The organism is Streptomyces sp. NBC_00271 (assembly GCF_036178845.1).
GTDB lineage: Bacteria > Actinomycetota > Actinomycetes > Streptomycetales > Streptomycetaceae > Streptomyces.
Map to the genome: position 1 here is coordinate 6,398,977 of NZ_CP108070.1, position 22,704 is coordinate 6,421,680.

General features: G+C 70.5%; 22 protein-coding genes. 16 read left to right on the top strand and 6 right to left on the bottom strand.

The features are described 5' to 3' along the window. Positions 1–75: 75 nt before the first annotated feature. Complete coding sequence (locus OG798_RS29240) at positions 76–1,470, top strand: ethanolamine ammonia-lyase subunit EutB (protein ID WP_097225242.1); 1,395 nt, start codon at positions 76–78, stop codon at positions 1,468–1,470. Then, positions 1,467–2,231, top strand: coding sequence for an ethanolamine ammonia-lyase subunit EutC (gene eutC, locus OG798_RS29245; protein ID WP_267062445.1), 765 nt, complete (start codon positions 1,467–1,469; stop codon positions 2,229–2,231). Before OG798_RS29240 ends, eutC begins: the two co-directional genes overlap by 4 nt. Before the next feature lie 173 nt (positions 2,232–2,404). Here the strand turns inward: eutC and OG798_RS29250 are convergent, their stop codons facing one another. Further along, on the bottom strand, positions 2,405–3,355 hold the full coding sequence (locus tag OG798_RS29250) for a diacylglycerol kinase (RefSeq protein WP_267062446.1): 951 nt from the start codon (positions 3,353–3,355) through the stop codon (positions 2,405–2,407). 191 nt (positions 3,356–3,546) lie between these two features. Between OG798_RS29250 and OG798_RS29255 the strand changes: the two genes are divergently transcribed. Continuing rightward, positions 3,547–4,830: an adenylosuccinate synthase gene (locus OG798_RS29255; protein ID WP_095853442.1), complete on the top strand. Its 1,284-nt coding sequence runs from the start codon at positions 3,547–3,549 to the stop codon at positions 4,828–4,830. 32 nt (positions 4,831–4,862) lie between these two features. Here OG798_RS29255 and OG798_RS29260 read toward each other — a convergent pair whose 3' ends face one another. Then, a complete protein-coding gene (locus tag OG798_RS29260; protein ID WP_179436485.1) occupies positions 4,863–5,033 on the bottom strand; it encodes a hypothetical protein in 171 nt (56 codons plus the stop codon). A 9-nt stretch (positions 5,034–5,042) separates the two neighbouring features. On the opposite strand from OG798_RS29260, the gene OG798_RS29265 reads away from it, so the two are divergent. From OG798_RS29265 to OG798_RS29290, 6 genes are all read left to right on the top strand, one after another. Beyond that, entirely contained in the window at positions 5,043–6,182 is a 1,140-nt protein-coding gene (locus OG798_RS29265; protein WP_328757929.1) for a winged helix DNA-binding domain-containing protein, read from the top strand. Between the two features lie 285 nt (positions 6,183–6,467). After that, on the top strand, positions 6,468–7,382 hold the full coding sequence (locus tag OG798_RS29270; protein ID WP_328757930.1) for a hypothetical protein: 915 nt from the start codon (positions 6,468–6,470) through the stop codon (positions 7,380–7,382). A 116-nt stretch (positions 7,383–7,498) separates the two neighbouring features. Then, on the top strand, positions 7,499–7,762 hold the full coding sequence (locus tag OG798_RS29275) for a hypothetical protein (protein ID WP_328757931.1): 264 nt from the start codon (positions 7,499–7,501) through the stop codon (positions 7,760–7,762). After that, positions 7,759–8,172, top strand: coding sequence for a hypothetical protein (locus OG798_RS29280; protein WP_328757932.1), 414 nt, complete (start codon positions 7,759–7,761; stop codon positions 8,170–8,172). Before OG798_RS29275 ends, OG798_RS29280 begins: the two co-directional genes overlap by 4 nt. 278 nt (positions 8,173–8,450) lie before the next feature. Continuing rightward, on the top strand, positions 8,451–10,283 hold the full coding sequence (locus tag OG798_RS29285) for a bifunctional metallophosphatase/5'-nucleotidase (RefSeq protein WP_095853438.1): 1,833 nt from the start codon (positions 8,451–8,453) through the stop codon (positions 10,281–10,283). Between the two features lie 245 nt (positions 10,284–10,528). Further along, entirely contained in the window at positions 10,529–11,422 is an 894-nt protein-coding gene (locus OG798_RS29290; protein WP_095853437.1) for an esterase/lipase family protein, read from the top strand. 107 nt (positions 11,423–11,529) lie between these two features. Here OG798_RS29290 and OG798_RS29295 read toward each other — a convergent pair whose 3' ends face one another. The 3 genes from OG798_RS29295 to OG798_RS29305 all read right to left on the bottom strand — a co-directional run bounded on the left by OG798_RS29295 (position 11,530) and on the right by OG798_RS29305 (position 14,717). Further along, positions 11,530–12,180 carry a hypothetical protein gene (locus OG798_RS29295; RefSeq protein WP_095853436.1) on the bottom strand — a complete coding sequence of 217 codons (651 nt, stop codon included), beginning with the start codon at positions 12,178–12,180 and terminating at the stop codon, positions 11,530–11,532. A 158-nt stretch (positions 12,181–12,338) separates the two neighbouring features. Continuing rightward, complete coding sequence (locus tag OG798_RS29300; RefSeq protein WP_095853435.1) at positions 12,339–13,034, bottom strand: GntR family transcriptional regulator; 696 nt, start codon at positions 13,032–13,034, stop codon at positions 12,339–12,341. Between the two features lie 327 nt (positions 13,035–13,361). Continuing rightward, the gene (locus tag OG798_RS29305) at positions 13,362–14,717 is read right to left on the bottom strand and encodes an aspartate aminotransferase family protein (protein ID WP_328757933.1); all 1,356 of its coding nucleotides are present in this window, start codon (positions 14,715–14,717) and stop codon (positions 13,362–13,364) included. 177 nt (positions 14,718–14,894) lie between these two features. Between OG798_RS29305 and OG798_RS29310 the strand changes: the two genes are divergently transcribed. The 4 genes from OG798_RS29310 to OG798_RS29325 all read left to right on the top strand — a co-directional run bounded on the left by OG798_RS29310 (position 14,895) and on the right by OG798_RS29325 (position 19,728). Then, positions 14,895–15,533 (top strand): type 1 glutamine amidotransferase family protein, encoded by a 639-nt coding sequence (locus OG798_RS29310; protein WP_267062450.1) that lies wholly within the window; start codon positions 14,895–14,897, stop codon positions 15,531–15,533. Next, positions 15,530–16,054: a MarR family winged helix-turn-helix transcriptional regulator gene (locus tag OG798_RS29315; protein ID WP_328757934.1), complete on the top strand. Its 525-nt coding sequence runs from the start codon at positions 15,530–15,532 to the stop codon at positions 16,052–16,054. Before OG798_RS29310 ends, OG798_RS29315 begins: the two co-directional genes overlap by 4 nt. 84 nt (positions 16,055–16,138) lie before the next feature. After that, the gene (locus OG798_RS29320; RefSeq protein WP_095853431.1) at positions 16,139–18,085 is read left to right on the top strand and encodes a serine/threonine-protein kinase; all 1,947 of its coding nucleotides are present in this window, start codon (positions 16,139–16,141) and stop codon (positions 18,083–18,085) included. 110 nt (positions 18,086–18,195) lie between these two features. Then, positions 18,196–19,728 carry a substrate-binding domain-containing protein gene (locus tag OG798_RS29325; RefSeq protein WP_328757935.1) on the top strand — a complete coding sequence of 511 codons (1,533 nt, stop codon included), beginning with the start codon at positions 18,196–18,198 and terminating at the stop codon, positions 19,726–19,728. Between the two features lie 258 nt (positions 19,729–19,986). On the opposite strand, the gene OG798_RS29330 is transcribed toward OG798_RS29325, so the two are convergent. After that, positions 19,987–20,727, bottom strand: coding sequence for an SLATT domain-containing protein (locus OG798_RS29330; protein ID WP_097225231.1), 741 nt, complete (start codon positions 20,725–20,727; stop codon positions 19,987–19,989). Between the two features lie 316 nt (positions 20,728–21,043). On the opposite strand from OG798_RS29330, the gene OG798_RS29335 reads away from it, so the two are divergent. Genes OG798_RS29335 through OG798_RS29345 form a run of 3 tightly spaced genes read left to right on the top strand, consistent with a single transcriptional unit; the run spans position 21,044 to position 22,694 of the window. Then, positions 21,044–21,385 (top strand): YbaB/EbfC family nucleoid-associated protein, encoded by a 342-nt coding sequence (locus OG798_RS29335; protein WP_075033091.1) that lies wholly within the window; start codon positions 21,044–21,046, stop codon positions 21,383–21,385. A gap of 57 nt (positions 21,386–21,442) precedes the next feature. Next, entirely contained in the window at positions 21,443–22,042 is a 600-nt protein-coding gene (gene recR, locus OG798_RS29340; RefSeq protein WP_095853428.1) for a recombination mediator RecR, read from the top strand. After that, positions 22,035–22,694 (top strand): DUF5063 domain-containing protein, encoded by a 660-nt coding sequence (locus OG798_RS29345; RefSeq protein ID WP_267062454.1) that lies wholly within the window; start codon positions 22,035–22,037, stop codon positions 22,692–22,694. Before recR ends, OG798_RS29345 begins: the two co-directional genes overlap by 8 nt. The last annotated feature ends 10 nt before the right edge of the window (positions 22,695–22,704 follow it).

Consider the following 22,704-nt stretch of genomic DNA (forward strand, 5'->3'; position numbering starts at 1 on the left):
GGTGGAGCGAACGTCCTTGTTAACTCTGCGCCGGATCGTGGACCGCGCCCGACGCGCCTCCGTACGGTCCCTGGCATGAGCACCTACTCCGCCACCCTCGGCGGCCGGACGCACTCCTTCGCCGGTCTCGCGGGGCTGCTCGCCGCCGCGAGCCCCGAGCGTTCCGGCGACCGTCTCGCCGGGCTCGCCGCCGACTCCGCGCAGGCGCGCGTCGCCGCGCGGTGGGCGCTGGCCGAGGTCCCGCTCACGCGGTTCCTCGCCGAGCCGGTGATCCCGTACGAGACCGACGACGTGACCCGCCTCATCATGGACAGCCACGACGCGGCGGCCTTCGCCCCCGTCTCGGGCCTCACGGTGGGGGAGTTGCGCGAATGGCTGCTGTCGGACGCGGCGGACGCGCCGACACTCGCCGCACTCGCCCCCGGGCTGACCCCCGAGATGGTCGCCGCGGTGTCGAAACTGATGGGCAACGCGGACCTGGTGGCGGTCGCCCGCAAGGTCCAGGTCGTCACCGCCTTCCGCTCCACGATCGGCCTCCCGGGCCGCCTGGCCACCCGCCTCCAGCCCAACCACCCCACCGACGACCCCGCGGGCGTGGCGGCGGCCCTGCTGGACGGACTGCTCCTCGGCTCCGGCGACGCGGTGATCGGCATCAACCCGGCCACGGACAGCCCCCAGGCGGTACGGGACCTGCTGGACCTCCTGGACGGAGTGATCGACCGCTACTCCATCCCCACCCAGTCCTGCGTCCTGTGCCACGTGACCACCAGCATCGACCTGATGGAACGCGGCGCCCCGGTGGACCTCGTCTTCCAGTCCATCGCCGGTACGCAGGCCGCGAACGCCTCGTTCGGGGTCACGCTGGGGCTCCTGGACGAGGCGTACGAGGCGGCGCGCTCGCTGGCTCGGGGCACGGTCGGCTCCAACGCCCTGTACTTCGAGACGGGGCAGGGCAGCGCGCTCTCCGCCGACGCGCACCACGGGGTGGACCAGCAGACGGTGGAGGCGCGGGCGTACGCGGTTGCCCGCCGCTACGACCCGCTGCTCGTGAACACGGTGGTCGGCTTCATCGGCCCGGAGTACCTCTACGACGGCCGCCAGATCCTCCGCGCGGCCCTGGAGGACCACTTCTGCGGCAAACTGCTCGGCCTGCCCATGGGCCTCGACATCTGCTACACCAACCACGCCGACGCCGATGACGACGACATCGCCACGATGCTCACCATGCTCGGTGTCGCCGGCGCCTCCTTCGTGATCTGCACCCCCGGAGGCGACGACATCATGCTCAACTACCAATCCGCCTCGTACCACGACGCGTTGTACCTGCGCGAGGTGCTCGGACTGCGCCCGGCGCCGGAGTTCGAGGCGTGGCTGGGGCGGATCGGTCTGCTGGACGAAGGTGGCGGGATACGGGACGTGGCGGGTACGGGCCATCCACTGACGGCGATCGGGCGGGGGCTGGCGGCATGACGGAACGTCAGGTAATTGCGCCGGACTCGGACACCGCCCTCTGGAACTCCCTGCGTCGGCACACCCAGGCCCGGATCGGGCTCGGGCGGGCCGGCTCGGCGTTGCCCACACGGCACCGGCTCGAACTGCAGGCCGCGCACGCCGCCGCGCGGGACGCGGTGCACTCGCCGTTCGACCCGGACGTGGTGGCGTCCGCGCTGGCGGGTGCGGCGACGATACGGGTGCGCAGCGCCGCCCCCGACCGGCTCACCTATCTCCAGCGCCCCGACCTCGGACGCAGACTCCACGACGTGGACCGGGCGCACCTGCCCCGCGACGGCTGGGACGTGGTGTTCGTCGTCGCCGACGGCCTGTCCAGCCGGGCGGTGCACGAGCACGCGGCGGCCGTCGTGCGTGCGACGACACAGCGGCTGCCCTCCGACTGGCGTGTCGCTCCCGTCGTACTCGCCGAGCAGGCGCGGGTGGCTCTCGGCGACGACATCGCGCACGCGTTGGGGGCCGGGATGGCCGTCGTCCTCATCGGGGAGCGGCCCGGGATGTCCGCCGCGGACTCGCTCGGCGCGTATCTCACGTACGACCCGCGCCCGGGTCGCACCACGGACGCCGACCGCAACTGCCTCTCCAACATCCGCCCGCCCCTCGGCCTGTCCCACACCGCCGCGGCGACGAAGCTGGCGACACTGATGCGCAGAGCACGCGACCTCGGCCGCACCGGCATATCCCTGAAGGACGACTTCACCCCCACACTGCCCCAGCCATAGCGTGCCGGACACGCTGACGAGGCGGGGCGAAGCCCCCGCCTGAGGGGCGCGGGGAACTGCGCGACCAGCCCCCACCCACCCGCAGTCGACCAACACACCCCGGGGTCGAAGGGGCGGAGCCCCTGGGGGATGGGACGGGTAGGGGCGGCGGGGGCGAGAAAGCCCCCGGGGGCTCAGCTCGGCAGCGTGAGCCCCCACCCCCCTTCCCGAACCGTCCACGTCCGCGTCCGCACAGGCCCGGACACCACGGAATCCGCCCGATACCGAAAGTCCGCCCCGGACACCGTCACCCGCCGCCCCACCACCCGCAACGGCGAAGCCTCCGCCCCCACGGAAACCGGCCGAACCTCCACCTCCGCACCCCCGGCAACCCCGGGCGTCACGGACACCGCCTCGACCGGCTGATCCAGATCGACCAGGGTGACCCCGTCGACCTCGACCCGCAGCCGCGAAGGCCCGGGCCCCGGCACGGACGCCACACGCGCGGGCCGCGCCGCGAGCGTACGGACCAGTGACTGACAGGTCCGCAGCCACGCATGCCCCCCGAGCCCGGAAGCACCACCACCGAAACTCCCGAAGCCCCCGGAACCGCCAGAACTCCCAGAATCCCCGAAACCGCCGATACCGCCGATACCGCCGACACCCCCCATGTCGACCTCCTCGGCCCCTCTCATCCCCCCACCCGCCCCCACCGGCGGAATCCGCAACGCCCCCAACACCACCCCGTCACTCTCGTCGACCAGCAGGTCGAGCCGCCGCTCGACCCCGTCGAGCACGGCACGGGCCGCCGCGACGGCCCCGACGGGCACCCCGAGCGCCCGTGCCAGCGACAGCACACCCCCCACCGGCACCAACGACACCCCACATCCGGCCAGCTCCCGCTGTCGGTGCAAAAGGGACACAGCGCGCAAGAGGGCACGGTCGTCGCCCACCACGACCGGCCGCCGGGAACCTCTCCGGGCCAGCGCCCGGGCAAATTCCTCGGGCCCTTCCGGCAGGCATACTTTCGTCGCCGCACCCGCGCTGAGCACGTCTTTTGCGATCCGTACAGACTCGCCGTCCGTCCGACGGGCGACCGGGTCGATGACCACCAGGAGCTGGTCGGAAGCCGCCACCTCGGTCATGCCTCGCTTCCTCGGGTAGCATCTTTGTGCAAGAGCCCCTTGCGCTATTGCGCCAGGGGCTTCGTCTATTCCGGGGCATCCGGTCCGACGGTCGCGGCCAAAGGAGGTCGCCGGCGTACGCAGCCGTATCGAAAACCAGCCGCGTACGTCCCCGACCTTGGACATGCCCCGCCCGGAAGGGGTGTACGCCTGTGCCCGCACTTGTGCTGCTCGGTGCTCAGTGGGGTGACGAAGGCAAGGGAAAGGCCACCGACCTGCTCGGTGGATCCGTGGACTATGTGGTGCGCTACCAGGGCGGCAACAACGCCGGCCATACGGTAGTCGTGGGCGATCAGAAGTACGCCCTCCACCTCCTCCCTTCCGGAATCCTCACACCGGAGTGCACTCCGGTGATCGGAAACGGAGTCGTCGTCGACCCGTCGGTCCTGTTCTCCGAGCTGAACGGACTGAACGAGCGCGGCGTCGACACCTCCAAGCTTCTGATCAGCGGAAACGCTCACATCATCACGCCGTACAACGTCACCGTCGACAAGGTGACCGAACGCTTCCTCGGGAAGCGGAAGATCGGCACGACCGGGCGTGGCATCGGGCCCACCTACGCGGACAAGATCAACCGCGTCGGCATCCGTATCCAGGACCTCTACGACGAGTCGATCCTGACCCAGAAGGTCGAGGCGGCCCTCGAGGTCAAGAACCAGCTGCTGACCAAGCTCTACAACCGCCGTGCCATCGAGGCCGGACAGGTCGTCGAGGAGCTGCTGGGCTACGCGGACCGGCTCAAGCCGTACGTCGCGGACACGGTCCTGATCCTGAACCAGGCGCTGGAGCAGGACAAGGTCGTGCTCTTCGAGGGCGGCCAGGGCACGCTCCTCGACATCGACCACGGCACGTACCCCTTCGTGACGTCGTCGAACCCGACGGCCGGCGGTGCCTGCACCGGTTCGGGCGTCGGCCCGACGAAGATCAGCCGGGTCATCGGCATCCTCAAGGCGTACACGACCCGTGTCGGCTCGGGCCCGTTCCCGACCGAGCTCCTCGACGAGGACGGCGAGGCGCTGCGCCGCATCGGTGGCGAGCGCGGTGTCACCACCGGTCGTGACCGTCGCTGCGGCTGGTTCGACGCGGTCATCGCCCGCTACGCGACCCGTGTGAACGGCCTGACCGACTTCTTCCTCACCAAGCTGGACGTCCTGACCGGCTGGGAGGAGATCCCGGTCTGCGTGGCGTACGAGATCGACGGCAAGCGCGTCGAGGAACTCCCGTACTCCCAGACCGACTTCCACCACGCGAAGCCGATCTACGAGAACCTCCCGGGCTGGTCCGAGGACATCACCAAGGCGAAGTCCTTCTCCGACCTCCCGAAGAACGCCCAGGCGTACGTCAAGGCGCTGGAGGACATGTCCGGCGCCCGGATCTCCGCGATCGGCGTCGGCCCGGGCCGCGACGAGACGATCGAGATCAACTCGTTCATCTAGTAACGGGTTTGGTGCGCGTGCAGCGCACACGTTCAGTGCAGGGAGGGGCGTCCGGCCGGGCGCCCCTCCTCGTTTTCCATCAGGCGGCAGGAACCCGTGCGGGACGGGGCGCCGATGCGGGCGGCGCCCTCGCCGGAGACCCCCTGTACGACCAGGTATCGCTCGCTTCGGCGGCTGGCGTTCGCGAGTGCGGTGGGCGGCATAATCCGGCCATGAGTCTCACTGCGCGACGGCTCGCGCTGTCCACCTTGGACCGTCAGCTCCTGCTGGAACGCCGGCGCCTTGATGTGGCAGAGGCGGTTCGCCGGGTCTGCGCCATGCAGGCGCAGACACCAGCGTCGCCGTACCTGGCGCTGTGGAACCGCTTGCAGGATTTCGCGCCCGAGGATCTCGATGCGGCGTTCGCGGACCGCCGGATCGTGAAGGCGACCCTCATGCGGATCACGCTGCACGCCGTCCACGCCGAGGACTACGCGCCCTACCACGCTGCCATGTTGAGCACTCTGCGGGCGTCGCGGCTGTACGACCGCCGCTTCACCTCGACAGAACTGACCCACGCCGACGCCGACGCGCTGCTCCCAAAGCTTGCAGGGTTCTTGGCGCGACCCCGCACCGGCGCCGAGGTGGAGGAGGAGGTCACGGGGCGGTTCGGCGAGCACGCACACCGCGTGTGGTGGGCGCTGCGGACGTACGCGCCGATACATCATGTGCCGACCGGCGGCCCGTGGTCGTTCACACAGCCGAACGCCTACCTCGCCTCCCCCATGGCCCCCGGGTCCGCGCCACAGGACGCGGCAGCCGGTGTGCAGCGGCTGTTGCTCGCCTATCTGCGGGCGTTCGGGCCCGCGTCGGCCCAGGACTTCGCCCGGTTCACCTTGCTGGGGCGCCCCGTGATCACCCAGGCGCTGCACGAGCTCGGAGACCAGGTGGTGCGGGTGACAGGTCCGGGTCGCGCCGCCCTGTTCGACCTGGCAGGGGCAACCGTGCCTGCCGAGGACACCCCGGCGCCGCCGAGGCTGCTGCCGATGTGGGACAGCACGCTGCTGGCCCACGCCGTCCCCGGGCGGGTCGTGCCCCAGGAGTACCGGCCGCTGGTCGTCCGGCGCAACGGCGACATGCTGCCCTGCCTGCTCGTCGACGGACAAGTCGCAGGCGTGTGGCGCGCAGCCGACGGCGGGCTGGAACTGACCGCCTTCCGCAAACTCGGCAAGGCTGCGTGGCAGGGTCTGACCGAGGAGGCGGAGAAGCTGTCCGCGCTGCTCGCCGACCGCGATCCAGCCGTCTACCGGCGCTACGGACACTGGTGGGACAAGGGGTTTCCCGGTGCCGAGAGCATGATCGTCAAGAGCTGACCGCTCCGCCCCGCGGCCCTCAGGGCCGCAGCACATCTCGTACGTCCCCGTCCCGGCCCTGGCCTGAGCTGGCGCTATCGCCCCCGCGCCGACGGCGGCCTGGTCCACGCCCTGCTCCTGCGCTCGGCGCTTCACTCCCACGAGTGAAGAACGCGAACTTCAGTCAGGGAAAAGGGAGTTCCGACTTGCTTTCGTCGCTCTGAGTGCCCATAGAGTCACGCTCACAGAAACGCCCCCGCGGTGCGCCAACACCCGGGGGCTCGACACCAGGAGCAAGACCTCCCGATGCGTATTCATCGTACGACGCCCACGTGCGCCTTTTCAGTCTTCAGTAACGCTCTTCTTCGCGACCGGAGCCTCTTCTGGTGCGCGGTTGGCGTACTGACGTACCTCCTGAGCCTCCCGAACGGCGCCCGCGCCACCATCCGCACGCTCGCCGAGCAGCGCAAGGAGGGGCGGGCGCGGATCGCGGCCGCCTTGCGGGAGCTGGAGGAATCCCGGTATCTGCGGCGGGTGGTCCGCAAGGACGGGGAGTCGGGTCAACTCTTCACCGTGTACGAGGTGTTCGATACCCCGTACGACAACGAGCCCCCTGCGGGTGAACCCGAAAAAGTCGAGAACCTGGCCTCCGGTGAGTCGGACGTCGCCGGGGCGGGCGCTCTCCCTTCGGGAGAAAAAACCCGGGAACAAGAACCTCCCTCCCCGCCACCCGAGCCCGAGCCCGAGGGCAAGGGCAAGGGCAAGGGTGAGCGCGAGGTCGCGCCGACCGCGCGAACGACGCTCGCCGCGAAGCTGCTCGGCTCGCTCGGCCGCGCGGAACCCCGGCTCGCCCTCGGTGGCGCGGAGGCGCTGCGGCTCGCGCCGCTGGTGGAGGAGTGGTGGGAGCGGGGTGCGACGAGCGCCCAGGTGCGGTGCGCGTTGACACAGGGGCTGCCGTCCCCGGTGTACTCCGCCCGCGCCCTTGTCGAGGACCGCCTGCGCCGCAAGCGTCCGGCGACCCCAGAGCCGACTGGGCCGACTGGGCCGACTGGGTCAGAAGGGCCCGCTGAGCCATCCGAGCCGACAGCCGCTCCGGCCGCGACCGTCGAGATCCGCACCGTCGATTTCCGTAGGCCCGGCGCAACCGCCTACCGGGAGGCCGCCCGACGCGGCGGCGCGCTGGCACGCGCGCTGCTGAGCGGGCGACCGGAGCCCGCATAGGGCCCGAGCAGACTCCCGGCCGCACGTCCGTGCAGCCGGGCCAACCCACCGAGAAGGACGCTACGACCACATTGCTTGAGCGGTCCGAGGCGGTATACCACCGGTATACTTTCGTCATGGCTGACACCACCGTCAAGGTCGACCCCGCTGTCCGTGACCGCCTCATGGTGCTCGCCCGCGAGCGCGGGATGACCATGCGCGATCTGATCGCAGAGCTGGCCGAGGCGACGCCCACACGGGAGGAGCTGCGGAAGCGGTACGAGGAGACGAAGGCGTACTGCGAGACGCACTTCGGCGTGACGCTCACGGACGAGGACCACGACAGGGCCGAGAAAGTCTGGCAGGACCTGGAGGCCGGTCGGCCCGTGGACAGCCTGTGAGCGGGACGAGGGCGGGGTCGACGGCCGTCGTCTTCGACGAGTCGGCTCTGCTGGCGTTGGGGTCGGGGAATTCGCTGGCCTCGCAGTTCATCTCCAACACCGAGCACGGGCCCACCCGCCACGTGTACGTGCCCGCGCTCTGCCTGGCCGCCGCCGACGGTCGTCGCAAGGGGCTGGCCGAGCAGGTGGGCGCCCTGCCCGCGGCCGAGATCGTCGAGCTCGATCTTGCGGGTGCGTCCACCGTTGGCGCGTTGCTGCGCGAGGGAGTTGAGTGGCGGCTCGGTCACGCGGTCCATCTGTCCCGCCCGACGGCGGACTGGCCGAACGGACGCTACGTCGTCACCACCGACCCCGATCTGTACGCGGATATGCCCCTCGTACGCACCATCAGGCTGCCGCGGCAGCGGTGACCCATGACCGGTGAGCCCGGTCCACCGCCGGTGCGCCCCGCACTTGTTTGCGGGGCGCACCGGCACCATTGACTGCCACGCCATGCCCATCCTTGACCTGGACATGGCCTGTTCCTGGTTCCCGACCGGCCGGGACCCGACGACGATCTACGCGTGTAGTGCACTGAGTTCGCGAAGCGCACGTAGCGCCCCCGACGCAGCTGCAGTGCCCGAAGTCCCCGCACGACTCGCGCAGTTGCTCCCGTCAGTCAAGTCCCAGCCAGTCCCAGGAGACACGCATGCCCGTCAATCCCATGAACCGCCGGGAGTTCGTGAAGAAGTCGGCCGTCACCGGGGCGGCCGTCACGGTCGCGGGGGCTGTCGCCGCGACCCCGGCCCAGGCCCAGACCGCGGACCACAAGCCCGAAAAGGCGCCCCGTACCTGGTCGTTCTCCATCCTGGGCACCACCGACCTGCACAGCCACGTCTTCGACTGGGACTACTACACGGACGCGGCGTACAAGGACAGCAAGGGCAACTCCGTGGGCGTCGCCCGCGTCGCCACCCTCATCAAGCAGCAGCGCGCCGCCAAGGGTGAGAAGCATGTCCTGCTCGTCGACGCCGGCGACATCATCCAGGGCACCTCGCTGGCGTACTACTACGCGCGCGTGGACCCGATCGTCCCCGCCACCGGCAAGCACGGGCCCAAGCACCCGATGGCCGTCGCCATGAACGCCATGCGCTACGACGCCGCCGCCCTCGGCAACCACGAGTTCAACTACGGCATCGAGACCCTGCGCAAGTTCGAGAAGCAGTGTCACTTCCCGCTGCTCGGCGCCAACGCGCTGGACGCCAAGACGCTGCGTCCGGCCTTCCAGCCGTACACCGTGAAGCGCATCTGTGTCCCCGGCGCCCCGGACATCAAGGTCGGCATCCTCGGCCTCACCAACCCGGGCATCGCCCTGTGGGACAAGGACAACGTCTCCGGGAAGATGGCGTTCACCGGGCTCGTCGAGCAGGCGAAGAAGTACGTCCCGCGGATGCGCGCCCTCGGCTGCGACGTCGTGTTCCTCACCGACCACTCGGGCCTGGACGGCAGTTCGTCGTACGGCAGTGAGCTGCCGTACGTCGAGAACGCCTCGAACCTCGTCGCCCAGCAGGTACCCGGCATCGACGCGATCCTCGTCGGTCACACGCACGTCGAGGTCTCGTCGTACACGGTGAAGAACGAGGAGACCGGCAAGGACGTCGTCCTCTCCGAGCCGTACTGCTGGGGCATGCGCCTGACCGTCTTCGACTTCGAGCTCGAACTCCACCACGGCCAGTGGAAGGTGACGAGCACCAAGGCGCAGACCCTCAACAGCAACACGGTCGAGGAGGACCCGGAGATCACCAGGCTCCTCAAGGCCGACCACGACCTGGTCGTGAAGTACGTCAACACTCCGGTGGGCACCTGCACCGTGGACCTCTCCGCGGCCGAGGCCTGCTGGAAGGACGTCCCGGTGATGGACTTCATCCACCAGGTCCAGATGGCGACGGTGGCCTCCGGCCTGTCCACCGCCGACGCCGCCCTCCCCCTGATCTCCGTCGCGGCGCCCTTCAGCCGCACCGCCGACATCCCGGCGGGCAATGTCACCATCCGCGACGTGGCCGGGCTCTACATCTACGACAACACCCTGTACGGAAAGAAGCTCACGGGCGCCCAGCTCAAGGACTACCTGGAGTACGCGGCGAAGTACTACCACCAGGTCGCGTCCGGCACGAAGGTGGACACGGCCACCCTCACCAACGCCAACAACTTCTGGGACTACATGTACGACACCGCCGCCGGGGTCGAGTACGACATCGACATCGCGCAGGCCGAGGGCTCCCGCATCAAGAACCTCACCTACAAGGGCGCGCCGGTCGCCGACGACCAGGTCTTCGTCGTCGCCGTCAACAACTACCGCGCCAACGGCGGCAGCGGCTACCCGCACATCGCGGCCGCCGACATCGCGTACAGCTCCACCAACGAGATCCGCCAGCTGATGATCGACTACGTCACGTCCAAGGGCACCCTCGACCCGGCCGACTTCGCGGTCACCAACTGGAAGCTGACACAGGACGGGACGCCGGTGTTCACAGCGAGCTGATAGTCAGTCAAAAGACTCTGGTTCAGGGGCAAGTTGAATGTAGAAATCCGGTCATAGGTGTCACGGATGTGCATGAGTATGCGTACTCAACCGTGACGAGTAGGGCGGCTGATGCCGCTGTCATGGCCTGTTCAACAAGATGATCCCGCGTCAAAACGGCGCGCCGGACCTGGAGCTCGCACCCCCAGCGGGTCCGGCCTTCGGACGACCGCCGCGTCGCGGCGGTCACTCCACGAGGAGTCTTGTTGAAGAACAGGATCGTTCGGGTTCTGGTCGCCATGGCGACCGCGGGAGTCATGGTGGCGCTGGCGGCGGGGCCGGCCAGCGCCGCCACCCCGCCCCGGAAGGCGGGTGTGAGCAACGCCGTGTACTTCGTCCACGGCATCGACTGGAAGCACGGGAGCCCGTACCACGCCAAGCAGGACTGCAAGTCGGTCTGGGGCAAGGCCATGTCCGACCTTCGGACGAAGGGCTGGACGGGCAAGTTCGTCACGTGGGGCTACTACAAGAACGACGTCAACTGCACCCGCAAGGTCAACGGCAACCTGCAGACCCGGATCCAGGAACTTGGCCGGCTGCTCGCCTGGGACATCTACAACAACTACTCCAAGCACGGCAAGAAGGTCGACGTGGTCGGCCACTCCATGGGCGGTCAGGTCATCCGGGCGGCGATCACCGGCGTGAACAAGTACGGCCGGACGTCGTCGCAGTGGCCGGACTACATCTACGTCGAGGACGCGGTCACCTTCAGCAGCCCGTTCACGGGCTCCAACTGGGCGACGGCGTGCACGGCCGCCTACACCTACAAGCAGTGCAGCGACCTGCGACCGGGCAGCGGCTTCCTCTCCTGGGCCGGACAGAACCCGCAGTCCAAGATGAAGACGGACTGGACCCTCATCGGCGCCGGTGACGACGACGCCGTCACGTCCGGCTCCGCCATCGGCATGAACGCCAAGCACAAGGTCGTCTACAACAGCGGCCAGGGGCTCGAGCACAGCACCATCAAGAACGCCGGCGGCAACGGGCTCTGGTCCTACAAGTTCTCCGACAACAACGGCAGAACCTGGTCGCCTAACCGCGACCGTCACGCCCCGGTCCGCTACGCGTACGAGGCCATGAGAGCCCCCGCGGCCTGGTAGCCGGTACCCGGCGGTCGCCGCTCGGCGCTCGGTGACCGACACAGAAAGGCGGCCCAGGTCCCACCGACTCCGGTGGGACCTGGGCCTTCCTTCGGGCTGCGTGCGCCTCAGCTGAAGATGATCATCGACCCTTGGGCGAGGCTGCGGGTCGCCGCCGCGTGCAGGCCGAGCCACACATGCCGCTCGCGCGCGAACGGACTCGCGTCGTACGGGGCGGGCGCGGCCGGTTCCTCCAGCTCCGTGGGAGCCATGGGCGGCTGCGGGGCGGCCGGCGGGTTCGCCGGGTCGATACCGATCGACGGGGCGACGAACTCCAGCTCGCGCAGCAGCGTCTGGGAGGAGCCCAGGGGGCCGCCCCCGGCGAGGAGTTCGTCATTGGCGAGCGGGTGCGGGAAGTCGACCGGGACGTACGCGCCCGCGTGGTCGTAGTGCCACACGAGGTGCGACTGCTGGACGTTCGTCTCGAACATCTCCAGCAACTGCTCGTAGTCGCCGCCCAGTTCGTCCACCGGGGTGACCGCGAGGCCGCACATCTGGAGCAGATACGCCCGGCGCAGGAAGTGCAGCGCGTCGTAGTCGAAACCGGCGACCGGGGCCACGTCGCCGGAAAGCCCCGGCATGTACGCGTACACCGGGACCGGCGGAAGTCCGGCCTCGCCCAGCGCTTTGTCGTAGAGCGCCAGTTCCTCGGCGAAGGGATTGTCGGGGGTGTGGCACAACACGTCGACGAGCGGGACCAGCCACAGGTCACATGCCAACAGACGGCTCCTCTAGCTCCTTGGGAAGCACGGTGGTCAGGGAAGCGTAATGGGTGGGACCCGTCCTCAGTCCCCCTCGTGCGGATCCCGTACCCACACCCCGAGCGCCCACCTGTCGCACCGGCGCACAGGCCTCCCGCCACGATCTCACGTCGCGCTCATCCGGCGGCCAGGCGCTCGAGGAGGGCGAGGGAGTGCTCGTTGTACGCGGCCACGATCGCGTGCGCCGCGCCCGGGTCGCGGCGGGCCAGCGCGTCCACGAGCTCCGTGTGGCCCGCCCACAGGTGGCCCTTCAGATCCTCCACCCGGCGCAGGTGCTGCACCGTGCACACCCAGGACTGGACGCGCAGGCGGTGCAGGAAGTCGGCGAGGTAGGCGTTGCCGAACAGGGCGCTCAGCTCGCGCCAGAAGCGCAGGTCGTAGCCGATGAGGATGTTCAGGACGCCGGCGGTCGCGGCGCGCTGGGCCTCCTCGCCGCGGCGGCGGACCCCGGCGAGGGCGGCGAGGGTGCGCGGATCGTCGGCCTGCGCCATGCCTGACCCGAGGAGACTCCGGAACATCCCGTCGGTGACGAGACTCCGGGCCTCGATCATGCCGCGGTAGTCGTCGAGCGAGTACTCGTGCACGCGGAAGCCGCGGTGCTGGTCCGCCTCCAGGAGGCCCTGGGCCGACAGATCGACGAGGGCCTCGCGGACGGGGGTCGCGGAGACGCCGTACTGCTCGGCGATCTCCTTCACCGTGAACGCCTGCCCGGGCCGGAGCCGGCCTGCCAGCACCTCGTCGCGGAGCGCGTCCGCGAGCTGCTGCCGCAGGGTGCTACGGGTTACGGCGCCGTTGCCGCCGGTGCCGGGCATGGTCTCTCGCTCCCTCGTCGCGTACGGGTGCACGTGCGTGCGCTTCTCTACAAGCACGGTCACCTTACGCGGACAGGAGCCTTTCATGGGCCGGAGAAGACGGGCCCCAGCCCTGCCCCAGGGGCGCGGCGCATGCGGGGCGAAGCCCCGCCCCGGGGGGCGCGGGGAACCGCGCGCTCAGCCCCCACCGGCCGTCAGCCGACGAACTTCGCACGGCCGGGGTGCGGGGCGGAGCCCCGCCCTGAGGGGCGCGGGGAACTGCGCGCTCAGCCCCCACCTAGCCGCAGCCGACCCACATGCCCCACATGCCCCGCACGCCCCCACGCGTCACACGGTGTACTCGTCCGCCACCGACAACGCCTCGTCCAGCACCGCGAGCCCCTCCTTCGCCTCCCCCTCGGAGACATTGCACGGCGGCACGACATGAGTCCGGTTCATGTTGATGAACGGCCACAGCCCCCGCGCCTTCGCCGCCGCCCCGAACGCGACCATCGGCCCATTGGCCTCACCGGCGGCGTTGTACGGCACCAACGGCTCCCGGCTCTCCCGGTCCTTGACCAGTTCCAGCGCCCAGAACACCCCCGTACCGCGCACCTCACCCACGCTGGGATGCCGCGCGGCCAGCTCCCGCAGCCCGGGCTCGAGCACCGTCTCCCCGATCCGCGCGGCCTGCTCGACGATGCCCTCCTCCTCCATCACGTTGATGGTGGCGACGGCGGCGGCACAGGCCAGCGGATGCCCGGAGTACGTGAGCCCCCCGGGGTAGGGCCGCCGGGCGAAGGTCTCCGCGATCGCCGAGGAGATCGCGACGCCGCCGAGCGGAACGTAGCCCGAGTTCACGCCCTTCGCGAAGGTCATGAGGTCCGGCGTCACGTCGTAGTGGTCCGCCGCGAACCACTTCCCCGTACGCCCGAACCCCGCCATGACCTCGTCCAGGATGAAGACGATCCCGTACTGGTCGCAGAGCGCCCGCACCCCGGCGAGATAGCCCGGCGGCGGCGTCATGATCCCCGCCGTCCCCGGAATCGTCTCGAGGATGATGGCCGCGACGGTCCCCGGCCCCTCGAAGGCGATCGTGTCCTCCAGGTGCTGAAGCGCCCGCTCGCACTCCTGCTGCTCACTGTCGGAGTGGAAGGGGGAGCGGTAGAGGAACGGCGCCCAGAAGTGGACGACGCCCGCCGCGCCGCTGTCGTTCGGCCAGCGCCGCGGGTCACCGGTGAGGTTGATCGCGGTGGACGTGGCCCCGTGGTACGAGCGGTACGCGGAGAGCACCTTCGGACGCCCGGTGTGCAGCCGGGCCATCCGCGTGGCGTTCTCGACGGCCTCCGCGCCACCGTTGGTGAAGAAGATCTTGTCCAGGTCGCCCGGGGTCCGCTCGGCGATCAGCCGGGCCGCCTCCGAACGGGCCTCCACGGCGAAGGCGGGCGCGAACGTGGACAGGGTCGCGGCCTGTTCCTGGATCGCGGCGACGACCTTCGGGTGCTGGTAGCCGATGTTGGTGAAGACGAGCCCGCTGGTGAAGTCCAGATACCGCTTGCCTTCGTAGTCCCAGAAGTACGACCCCTCCGCGCCGGCGACGGCGAGCGGGTCGATGAGCTCCTGAGCGGACCAGGAGTGGAACACGTGCGCGCGGTCCGCGGCCTTCACGGCGGCGCCGACCTGGGGGTTGGGCTGAGGGGTCATGCGCCGAAGCGTAAATGTCCCCGGAGGGGGCGCGACATCGGCGTCCTGTCTGTGACCGGGGGCTTTCCACGACAGTCTGTCGGGCTTGGCCGCCGACAACGGTTCATTGACAGTATCCTGTCGAAATGACAGCATGCTGGCATGACGCACCGTCATGATCTATGCGAGGAGAGAGCGATGAGCGCGACGAACGACCACGGCAGTCCCGTCCACCTCGCCGTCTACGACACCTACGCCGACTGGGAGACCGGTCACACCACCGCGTATCTGGCCCGCGCCGGTCGCGAGATCCGGACCGTCGGCCCCACCCGGGAGCCGGTGACGACGATCGGCGGTCTCCGGATCCAGCCCGACCTCGCACTCGACGAACTCCGCCCCGAGGACAGTTCCCTGCTGGTCCTCACCGGCGCCGACCTCTGGGACACCTCCGACGACCTCGCCCCCTTCGCGCGCAAGGCCCGTGCCTTCCTCGACGCGGGCGTGCCGGTCGCCGCGATCTGCGGGGCGACGGCCGGGCTCGCCCGCGAGGGGCTCCTCGACGACCGGGACCACACCAGTGCCGTGTCCTTCTACCTCGCCGCCACCGGCTACCGGGGCGGCGGGCGGTACGTCGACACCGACGCCGTCACCGACGGCAACCTCGTCACCGCCGGACCGACCGAGCCCGTCGCCTTCGCCCGGGAGGTCCTGCGGCTCCTCGGGGTGTACGAGGGGGAGGTCCTGGACGCCTGGTACCGCCTGTTCCACGACTCCGACGCGTCCGCGTACGCCGTACTGGAGAAGGCCTCAGGGGCCGCCGGGGAGGCCGCCCGATGAGCCGGGAACGGCAGGACCTCCTCAGCCGCGCCGCCCTCGGCGTCTTCCGGCTCAACGGCCAGTTCCTCTCCGTGGCGGACGAACTGGCCCGCCCCGCGGGGCTGACCGCCGCCTGGTGGCAGGTGCTGGGCGCGGTGCTCCCCGAGCCGCTCCCCGTCGCCGGGATCGCCCGCGTCATGGGCATCACCCGGCAGAGCGTGCAGCGCGTCGCCGACCTGCTGGTCGGCAAGGGCCTCGCCGAGTACCTGCCCAACCCCGCCCACCGCCGCGCCAAACTGCTCTCCCCGACCGCCGCCGGCCGCACCGCCGTCGCCGCGATCGGCCCCGGCCACGCGCGCCTCGCCGACCGGCTGGCGCGGGCGCTCGGGGAGGACGGCTTCGCCGAGACCGTACGGATCCTGGAGCGACTGTCGGCGGTTCTCGACGAGATCGACGAGATCGACGAGATCGACGAGATCGACGAGATCGACGGGGCCGCGACGGACGTCACGAAAACGCCAGGTGCTGTTACTGAACCGTAGACACCGCCCCACCCACCTCCTGGTGGGGCCGCACTATCCTCGGCCTCGGGCGGTTGCACCGGCACGGGGGAGGGCGGCACGACGATGGAGAAGCTGGGGGCGGGGGAACCGCAGCAGATCGGGGCGTACCGACTGCTCGCGCGGCTCGGTGCCGGTGGCATGGGACGCGTCTATCTGGCCCGCTCCGACCGGGGCCGTACCGTCGCCGTGAAGCTGGTGCGCGAGGAACTCGCCGCGCAGGAGGAGTTCCGGGCCCGCTTCCGCCAGGAAGTGCTGGCCGCGCGCCGGGTCGGCGGCCTCTGGACCGCCCCCGTCCTCGACGCGGACACCGAGGCCGCCGTCCCGTGGGTCGCGACCGGATATGTCGCAGGACCCTCCCTCCAGACGGTCGTGGGCCACGACCACGGAGCGCTCCCGGAACGTTCCGTCCGCATCCTCGCGGCCGGACTCGCCCACGCCCTCAAGGACATCCACGCCGCCGGACTCATCCACCGCGACCTCAAGCCCTCCAACGTCCTCGTGACCATCGACGGCCCGCGCGTCATCGACTTCGGGATCGCGCGCGCCCTGGAGACCGTCACCGACGGTGGCCTCACCCGCACCGGCGCCCTCGTCGGCTCGCCCGGATTCATGGCGCCCGAGCAGGTCCGCGGCGACCGCGTCACGCCCGCGTGCGACGTCTTCTGCCTGGGCTCGGTCCTCTCGTACGCCGCCACCGGCGCCCTGCCCTTCGGGGCGGCGAACAGCGGGGTGCACGCGATGATGTTCCGCATCGCACAGGAGGATCCCGACCTGGACGGCGTACCGGAGGGCCTCGCCGACCTCGTACGGCACTGTCTGCGCAAGGACCCCGCCGCCCGCCCCGGCCTCGACGAGATCCTGGAGCGCATCGGCGCGGAGGACACCGTCGTGGAAGGACGCTCCCGCGATCCGTGGCTGCCCAGCGCGCTGGTGGCCCAACTCGGGCGGCACGCCGTGCGGTTGCTGGACACGGAGAACCCGGACGAGCGCCCCGCACCGGCTCCGGCGCCGCCCGCGCGCCAGGCCGCCGCCCCCGCTCAGGAACCGGCCCCGGGATCCGCCCCGGCGGCCCTGGACCTGTCCAAGTCCACCCCCGCACCCACCCCTGCACCCACCCCCGCTCCCGAGGTCGCCCCGGAGCACGCCGCCACCCCGCCCCCGCCGGGAGGACCGGCCTCGACGGACCACCTCCCGACGCTGATCGCGGGCGCCGACCAGACACCCCCGCCGGCCGCACCACCCGCCGCGCACCCGGCGTACGGCCATCCCCAGCAGCACCCCAGCCCCACGGGCCCGCCCGTGTACGGCTATCCGCAGGGCGGCTGGGGCGCACCCGGCTCGTACGGCCCTACGCCGCCGTACGGACCGGGCATGCCCACCACGCCGTACGGCCCCGCGGGCGTCCCCGAACCCGAGCCGCCGCGCAGAAGCGGCCGCTCCACCGCCGCCCTGATCGTCGTGGCGCTGGTCGTCGCGCTCGGCGCGGGCGGTTCCGTCTACGCGCTGATGCAGGGCGGCACGGCCAAGGGCACCGACGACGCGAAGGCGTCCTCGGCCGCGTCCACGAGCCCGACCTCCCCCGACTCGCCCCCGCCCTCCTCCACTCCCTCCTCCTCCCCTTCCGATTCCCCCTCGCCCCAGACATCCCAGGGGGGCACGATCCCGGAGGGGTTCCTCGGCACCTGGGACGCCTCCATCGACAACGCGACCGGCCACAACACCCGCCGACTGACCATCCAGCAGGGCGCGGTGGGCGACACGGTCCTCTCGCTCGTCGCGGACGGTCCGTCCGGCAGCAGCACCTACCACTGCGTCTTCCAGGCCGAACTGACCGCTGCCCCCGGCGCCGGGGGTCCCCTGGTGATCGGCCCCTCCGAAGTCACCGGCGGCGCACCGATCTCGTCCTGCTCGCCGGGTGCCGCCTCCGAGATCACCCTTCTGTCCGACGGGCGGCTGCGCCGGGTGAACACGGGCTCGGGCGAGTCGTTGACCTACACGAAGAGTGGCTGACGAAGCGTCAGTTTGGTTGAGCGGCCGCTGAACTTCACCCGGCGTACGCCGGGTGTTCCCGCCTCGAGCCGTACGGTGACCGCACCTTGGGCTCGGGGGAGTGGCTCGCGATGGAGTGGCTGAGCGCGGAGAACGTTGTGGCCGTGGGGACCGCCGTGATCGGTGTCGTCGCCTCCGCGGTGATGGTCTGGTACGAACGCCGGGTGCCGCGGCGCAAGCGGATCGGCTACCGGGTGCAGATGGACAACCCGATAGGCGACGACGTGCGTTCGGGGCGCGCCAACGTACGGCTCGGGCTGTTCGACGAGACGCCGGGCATGATGGACGCCACCCTCGTGCTGCTGCGGATCGAGAACGACGGGTCGCAGAGCATCGCCGGTGACGACTACACGAGCAGGGAACGCCACGGTCTGACAGCGGTGTTCACCGACCGCACCATCCGCGGTGTGTCCGTCACCCAGCCGCCCGGCACCGAACACCTCATGGACCACTTCACCCCCGCCGCGGGGCTCAGTTACGAGGACGGCGTCCTGCGCATCCCGCGCGTCCCGCTCAACCGGGGCGAGCACTTCAAGCTCCTCGTGCTGCTGTCGGGCGGGGACGTGGGGCGCGAGATACGGCTGATCGGCGGGCTGCGGGACGGCGAGGTCAGCCCCAACCGCAGTACGACACCGGACGATCAGCCGCCCCTGTTCAGCCGTGCGGCCCGGCTGATCACCGTGCTGCTGACCGTGTGTGTCGTCACGCTCGCGCTGATCGTTGTGCTGCGGGACGACTCCCCGCCGCCGATCGGCTGCGAGAAGGGCACGCTCACCGTCACCGGCTCGACGGCCTTCGCGCCCGTGATGAGCGAGCTGGCGAAGAAGTACGAGCAGGACTGCGAGGGCGCCGACATCGTGGTCGACGCGCACGGGAGCACGGCGGGGGTGCGGGAACTCGGCGAGGCCGGCGCCAAGTCCTCGAAGGGCTCGCCGCCCGTCATCGCCCTCTCGGACGGGCCGAAGCCGAGCGGGTTCCCGCAACTGCGCGAGAACCGGGTCGCGGTCTCGGTCTTCGTCCTGGTCGTGAACGACGACCTGCCCGTGCGGAACCTGGCCCTCGCCGACGTACGCCGCCTCTACCTCGGCGAGATCACGAACTGGAAGCAGCTCGGCGGCCCCGACCGCCCCGTGCTCCTCGTCAGCCGGGACGCCAACTCCGGTACCCGCCAGGTCTTTCAGCGCCGGGTCCTGGGCCGGGGCGAAATCGCCAACTCCTCCCTGGACTGCGTCCACAAGGACGACGCGACGGTGCCCGTGGTGCGGTGCGAACTCGACTCCACCGGGCAGGTGCTGAGTACCGTGGCCGGGTTGCCCGGGGCGATCGGCTACAGCGAGCTGAACCTCGCCACCGGATACAAGGGCCTGCACCAGCTCACCCTCGACGGACATGCCGCGTCCGTGGAGGACCTGGAACACGGCACGTCCTCCTACCCGTACCGGGAGATCGAGTACGCCTACACCTACGCCCAGCCGCCCGCCGACTCCCTCGCCTCCAGCTTCCTCACCTACATCAGCCGCGGCAACGGCCAGGACGTCATCCGCACCCACGGCCACCTACCGTGCGGCACCCCGGTGGGCCTGAAAATCTGCGGCACCAACTGATCCTTCGACGCCGGGTGCGTTGCTCGACTGCGGGCGCCCTGAGGCGGGGGCTTCGCCCCGCGTCCCCCGCTCGCCCGGTTCGTTTGGCTGCGGGTCCGGTGGGGGCTGGGCGCGCAGTTCCCCGCGCCCCTCAAGGGCGCTGGCGCGCATCTTCAGCCCGTCCGGCGTTTGAGGACGAGGCCGTCCAGGCCGATGCGGGGTTGAAGGGGCGGAGCCCCTGGGGATGGGTTGGGTAGGGGCGGCGGGGGCGAGGAAAAGCTAGCGCGGCTCCGGGGGGCGCTGGCGGGGCATGTTCGGGCGGGTGCCCGGAGGCAACGGCAGCCGCCCAGCCGACGCACCCTCCGCCCGAGGAACCCCCGCCAGCGACGACTGAATCCCCAGCGGCGCGGGCCCGGTCCGGAACTCCACCATCCAGTCCGCCGTCTCCACCCGCACCAACTCCGTGATGTCCTCCGAAAACCGACGTAACACCCCCAGGCACCGATCCGCCGCCTCGCTCGCGGTCCCCTCCGTCGGCCCCAAAACCTCCCGCACACTCTCCGACGCCCAGTCGAACTGCAACACCTGCAACCGCCGCTGCACGGCCTGCGCGGTCGCCACGTCCCTTATCCACCCGGAGGTCACCCCGAAGAACCGGTCCCCGGCCACGCACGCGACCCCGAGCAGCAGCGCGAGATACCCCCAGGGAGCGACCCCGCCGACCACTCCGGTGAGGTCCAGCAGGGGAAGCGCGGCCCCGGCCACCGCCCCCACCGCCGCCCCACCCCGCAGCACCCGCGCCCCCCGCCGCTTCCACACCCGGTCCGCGAGATACCAGGACGCCGTGTCGAGCGCCCCCCGCTCCACCCACCGGTACAGCTCATGGAGCCGCTCGGCCGGCTCCCCCCAGTCCCCGAGCGGAAACGCCCGGCCGGTCAGATCATCCGGCCGGGTCCCCGCGGCCCCGCCGTCCCGCCCGTCCTGGGGCGGCCCCTCGGGCTGCATCTCCGGCTGGCTCACCCGGCACTCCCTACTGGCGAAGGACGACGAAGGACGAAGCTGGTGATGTTGGATGTTGCTGCTGACGTTGTGCCTGGTGACGTTGTGTGATGTCAAGTGACGCGTGGTGCCGAGGCGCCGCTCCCTTCCTACCGCCCAATGGGTGGCGATGGCCCGGGTTTCGCCGCTTTTCCGCCTGAAAGAGGGTCTTAATCAGGTATAGGCTTCGAGATCGCCTCACTCGAAAGAGTGCTTGGGCGACGGCCCCGCCAACCACGTAGGCTCGTGCTGAACGGGAAAACCCCGTCCAGACAGCCGTACGAGCCAGGAGCTGATCGTGATCCCCGGTGGTGGCCAGCCCAATATGCAGCAGCTGCTCCAGCAGGCCCAGAAGATGCAGCAGGACCTCGCCAACGCGCAGGAGGAACTCGCGCGCACCGAGGTCGAAGGCCAGGCGGGTGGCGGTCTGGTGACGGCGACGGTGACGGGCTCGGGTGAGCTGCGCGCCCTGGTCATCGACCCGAAGGCCGTGGACCCCGAGGACACCGAGACCCTCGCCGACCTGGTCGTCGCGGCGGTCCAGGCGGCCAACGAGAACGCCCAGGCGCTCCAGCAGCAGAAGCTCGGCCCGCTCGCCCAGGGCCTCGGCGGCAGTGGCATCCCCGGCCTGCCTTTCTAAGACCGGCGGCGGCCAACTACCGTACGTACTGAAAGATTCCAGGAAGGGCGGCAGTCCGTGTACGAAGGCGTGGTCCAGGACCTCATCGACGAGTTGGGGCGGCTGCCCGGCGTCGGTCCCAAGAGCGCGCAGCGGATCGCCTTCCACATCCTGCAGGCCGAGCCGACGGACGTCCGCCGGCTCGCGCAGTGCCTCATGGAGGTCAAGGCGAAGGTCCGCTTCTGCGCGACCTGCGGCAATGTGGCGCAGGAGGAACTGTGCAACATCTGCCGCGACCCACGTCGGGATCTGACCGTCATCTGTGTGGTCGAGGAGCCCAAGGACGTCGTCGCGGTCGAGCGGACGCGCGAGTTCCGGGGCAAGTACCACGTGCTGGGCGGCGCGATCAGCCCGATCGAGGGCGTCGGCCCCGACGACCTCCGGATAAGGGAACTCCTCGCCCGTCTCGCCGACGGCACGGTCACGGAGCTCATCCTCGCCACGGACCCGAACCTGGAGGGCGAGGCGACGGCCACGTACCTCGCCCGCATGATCAAGCCCATGGGCCTCAGGGTCACCCGCCTGGCCAGCGGCCTCCCGGTGGGTGGCGACCTGGAATACGCGGACGAGGTCACACTCGGCCGCGCCTTCGAGGGGAGACGACTCCTAGATGTCTGACGCCACGCTGCACGCGACCAGCCAGGATCCCGACGACTTCGTGGTCCAGATCGCGGACCAGGTCGAGAGCTTCATCGTCGCCGTCACCGAAGTGGCGAAGGGCGACGAGCCGGACTCCGCCGTGCCCTTCCTCCTCCTGGAGGTGTCCCAGCTGCTGCTGGCGGGCGGCCGTCTCGGCGCGCACGAGGACATCGTCCCCGACGAGCGCTACGAGCCGGACCTCGGTCCGGAGCCGGACGTCGACGACCTGCGTGAGCGCCTCGCGGTCATGCTGGACCCGATCGACGTCTACTCCGAGGTGTTCGACCCCTACGAACCGCGCAAGGCCCCGGTGGCCTGCCGCATCTCGGACGACCTCGCGGACGTCGTCACCGATCTGCGCCACGGCATGGCCCACTACCGCGCGGGCCGCACCACCGAGGCCCTGTGGTGGTGGCAGTTCTCCTACTTCTCCAACTGGGGGTCCACCACCTCGGCGGCCCTGCGCGCCCTCCAGTCCCTGGTGGCCCACGTCCGTCTGAACCAGCCCCTGGACGACCTCAACGGCCTCGACACCGACCAGGACCTCGGCGAGGAGGCCCTCGCGGAGGAGGCGGGCCGGGTCATGGCCGAGGAGATCGGCGGACCGCTCGGCATCAGGTCGTCCAAGTAGCCCCGGTGCG

Bases quoted from the DNA above. Each gene is read 5' to 3' on its own strand.
- OG798_RS29345 (WP_267062454.1), top strand. From the start codon at position 22,035: ATGTCTGACGCCACGCTGCACGCGACCAGCCAGGATCCCGACGACTTC.
- OG798_RS29285 (WP_095853438.1), top strand. From the start codon at position 8,451: ATGCCCGTCAATCCCATGAACCGCCGGGAGTTCGTGAAGAAGTCGGCC.
- OG798_RS29315 (WP_328757934.1), top strand. From the start codon at position 15,530: ATGAGCCGGGAACGGCAGGACCTCCTCAGCCGCGCCGCCCTCGGCGTC.
- OG798_RS29265 (WP_328757929.1), top strand. From the start codon at position 5,043: ATGAGTCTCACTGCGCGACGGCTCGCGCTGTCCACCTTGGACCGTCAG.
- OG798_RS29275 (WP_328757931.1), top strand. From the start codon at position 7,499: ATGGCTGACACCACCGTCAAGGTCGACCCCGCTGTCCGTGACCGCCTC.
- OG798_RS29305 (WP_328757933.1), bottom strand. From the start codon at position 14,717: ATGACCCCTCAGCCCAACCCCCAGGTCGGCGCCGCCGTGAAGGCCGCG.
- OG798_RS29310 (WP_267062450.1), top strand. From the start codon at position 14,895: ATGAGCGCGACGAACGACCACGGCAGTCCCGTCCACCTCGCCGTCTAC.
- OG798_RS29325 (WP_328757935.1), top strand. From the start codon at position 18,196: ATGGAGTGGCTGAGCGCGGAGAACGTTGTGGCCGTGGGGACCGCCGTG.
- OG798_RS29260 (WP_179436485.1), bottom strand. From the start codon at position 5,033: ATGCCGCCCACCGCACTCGCGAACGCCAGCCGCCGAAGCGAGCGATAC.
- OG798_RS29300 (WP_095853435.1), bottom strand. From the start codon at position 13,034: ATGCCCGGCACCGGCGGCAACGGCGCCGTAACCCGTAGCACCCTGCGG.
- OG798_RS29270 (WP_328757930.1), top strand. From the start codon at position 6,468: ATGCGTATTCATCGTACGACGCCCACGTGCGCCTTTTCAGTCTTCAGT.
- eutC (WP_267062445.1), top strand. From the start codon at position 1,467: ATGACGGAACGTCAGGTAATTGCGCCGGACTCGGACACCGCCCTCTGG.
- OG798_RS29320 (WP_095853431.1), top strand. From the start codon at position 16,139: ATGGAGAAGCTGGGGGCGGGGGAACCGCAGCAGATCGGGGCGTACCGA.
- OG798_RS29240 (WP_097225242.1), top strand. From the start codon at position 76: ATGAGCACCTACTCCGCCACCCTCGGCGGCCGGACGCACTCCTTCGCC.
- OG798_RS29250 (WP_267062446.1), bottom strand. From the start codon at position 3,355: ATGACCGAGGTGGCGGCTTCCGACCAGCTCCTGGTGGTCATCGACCCG.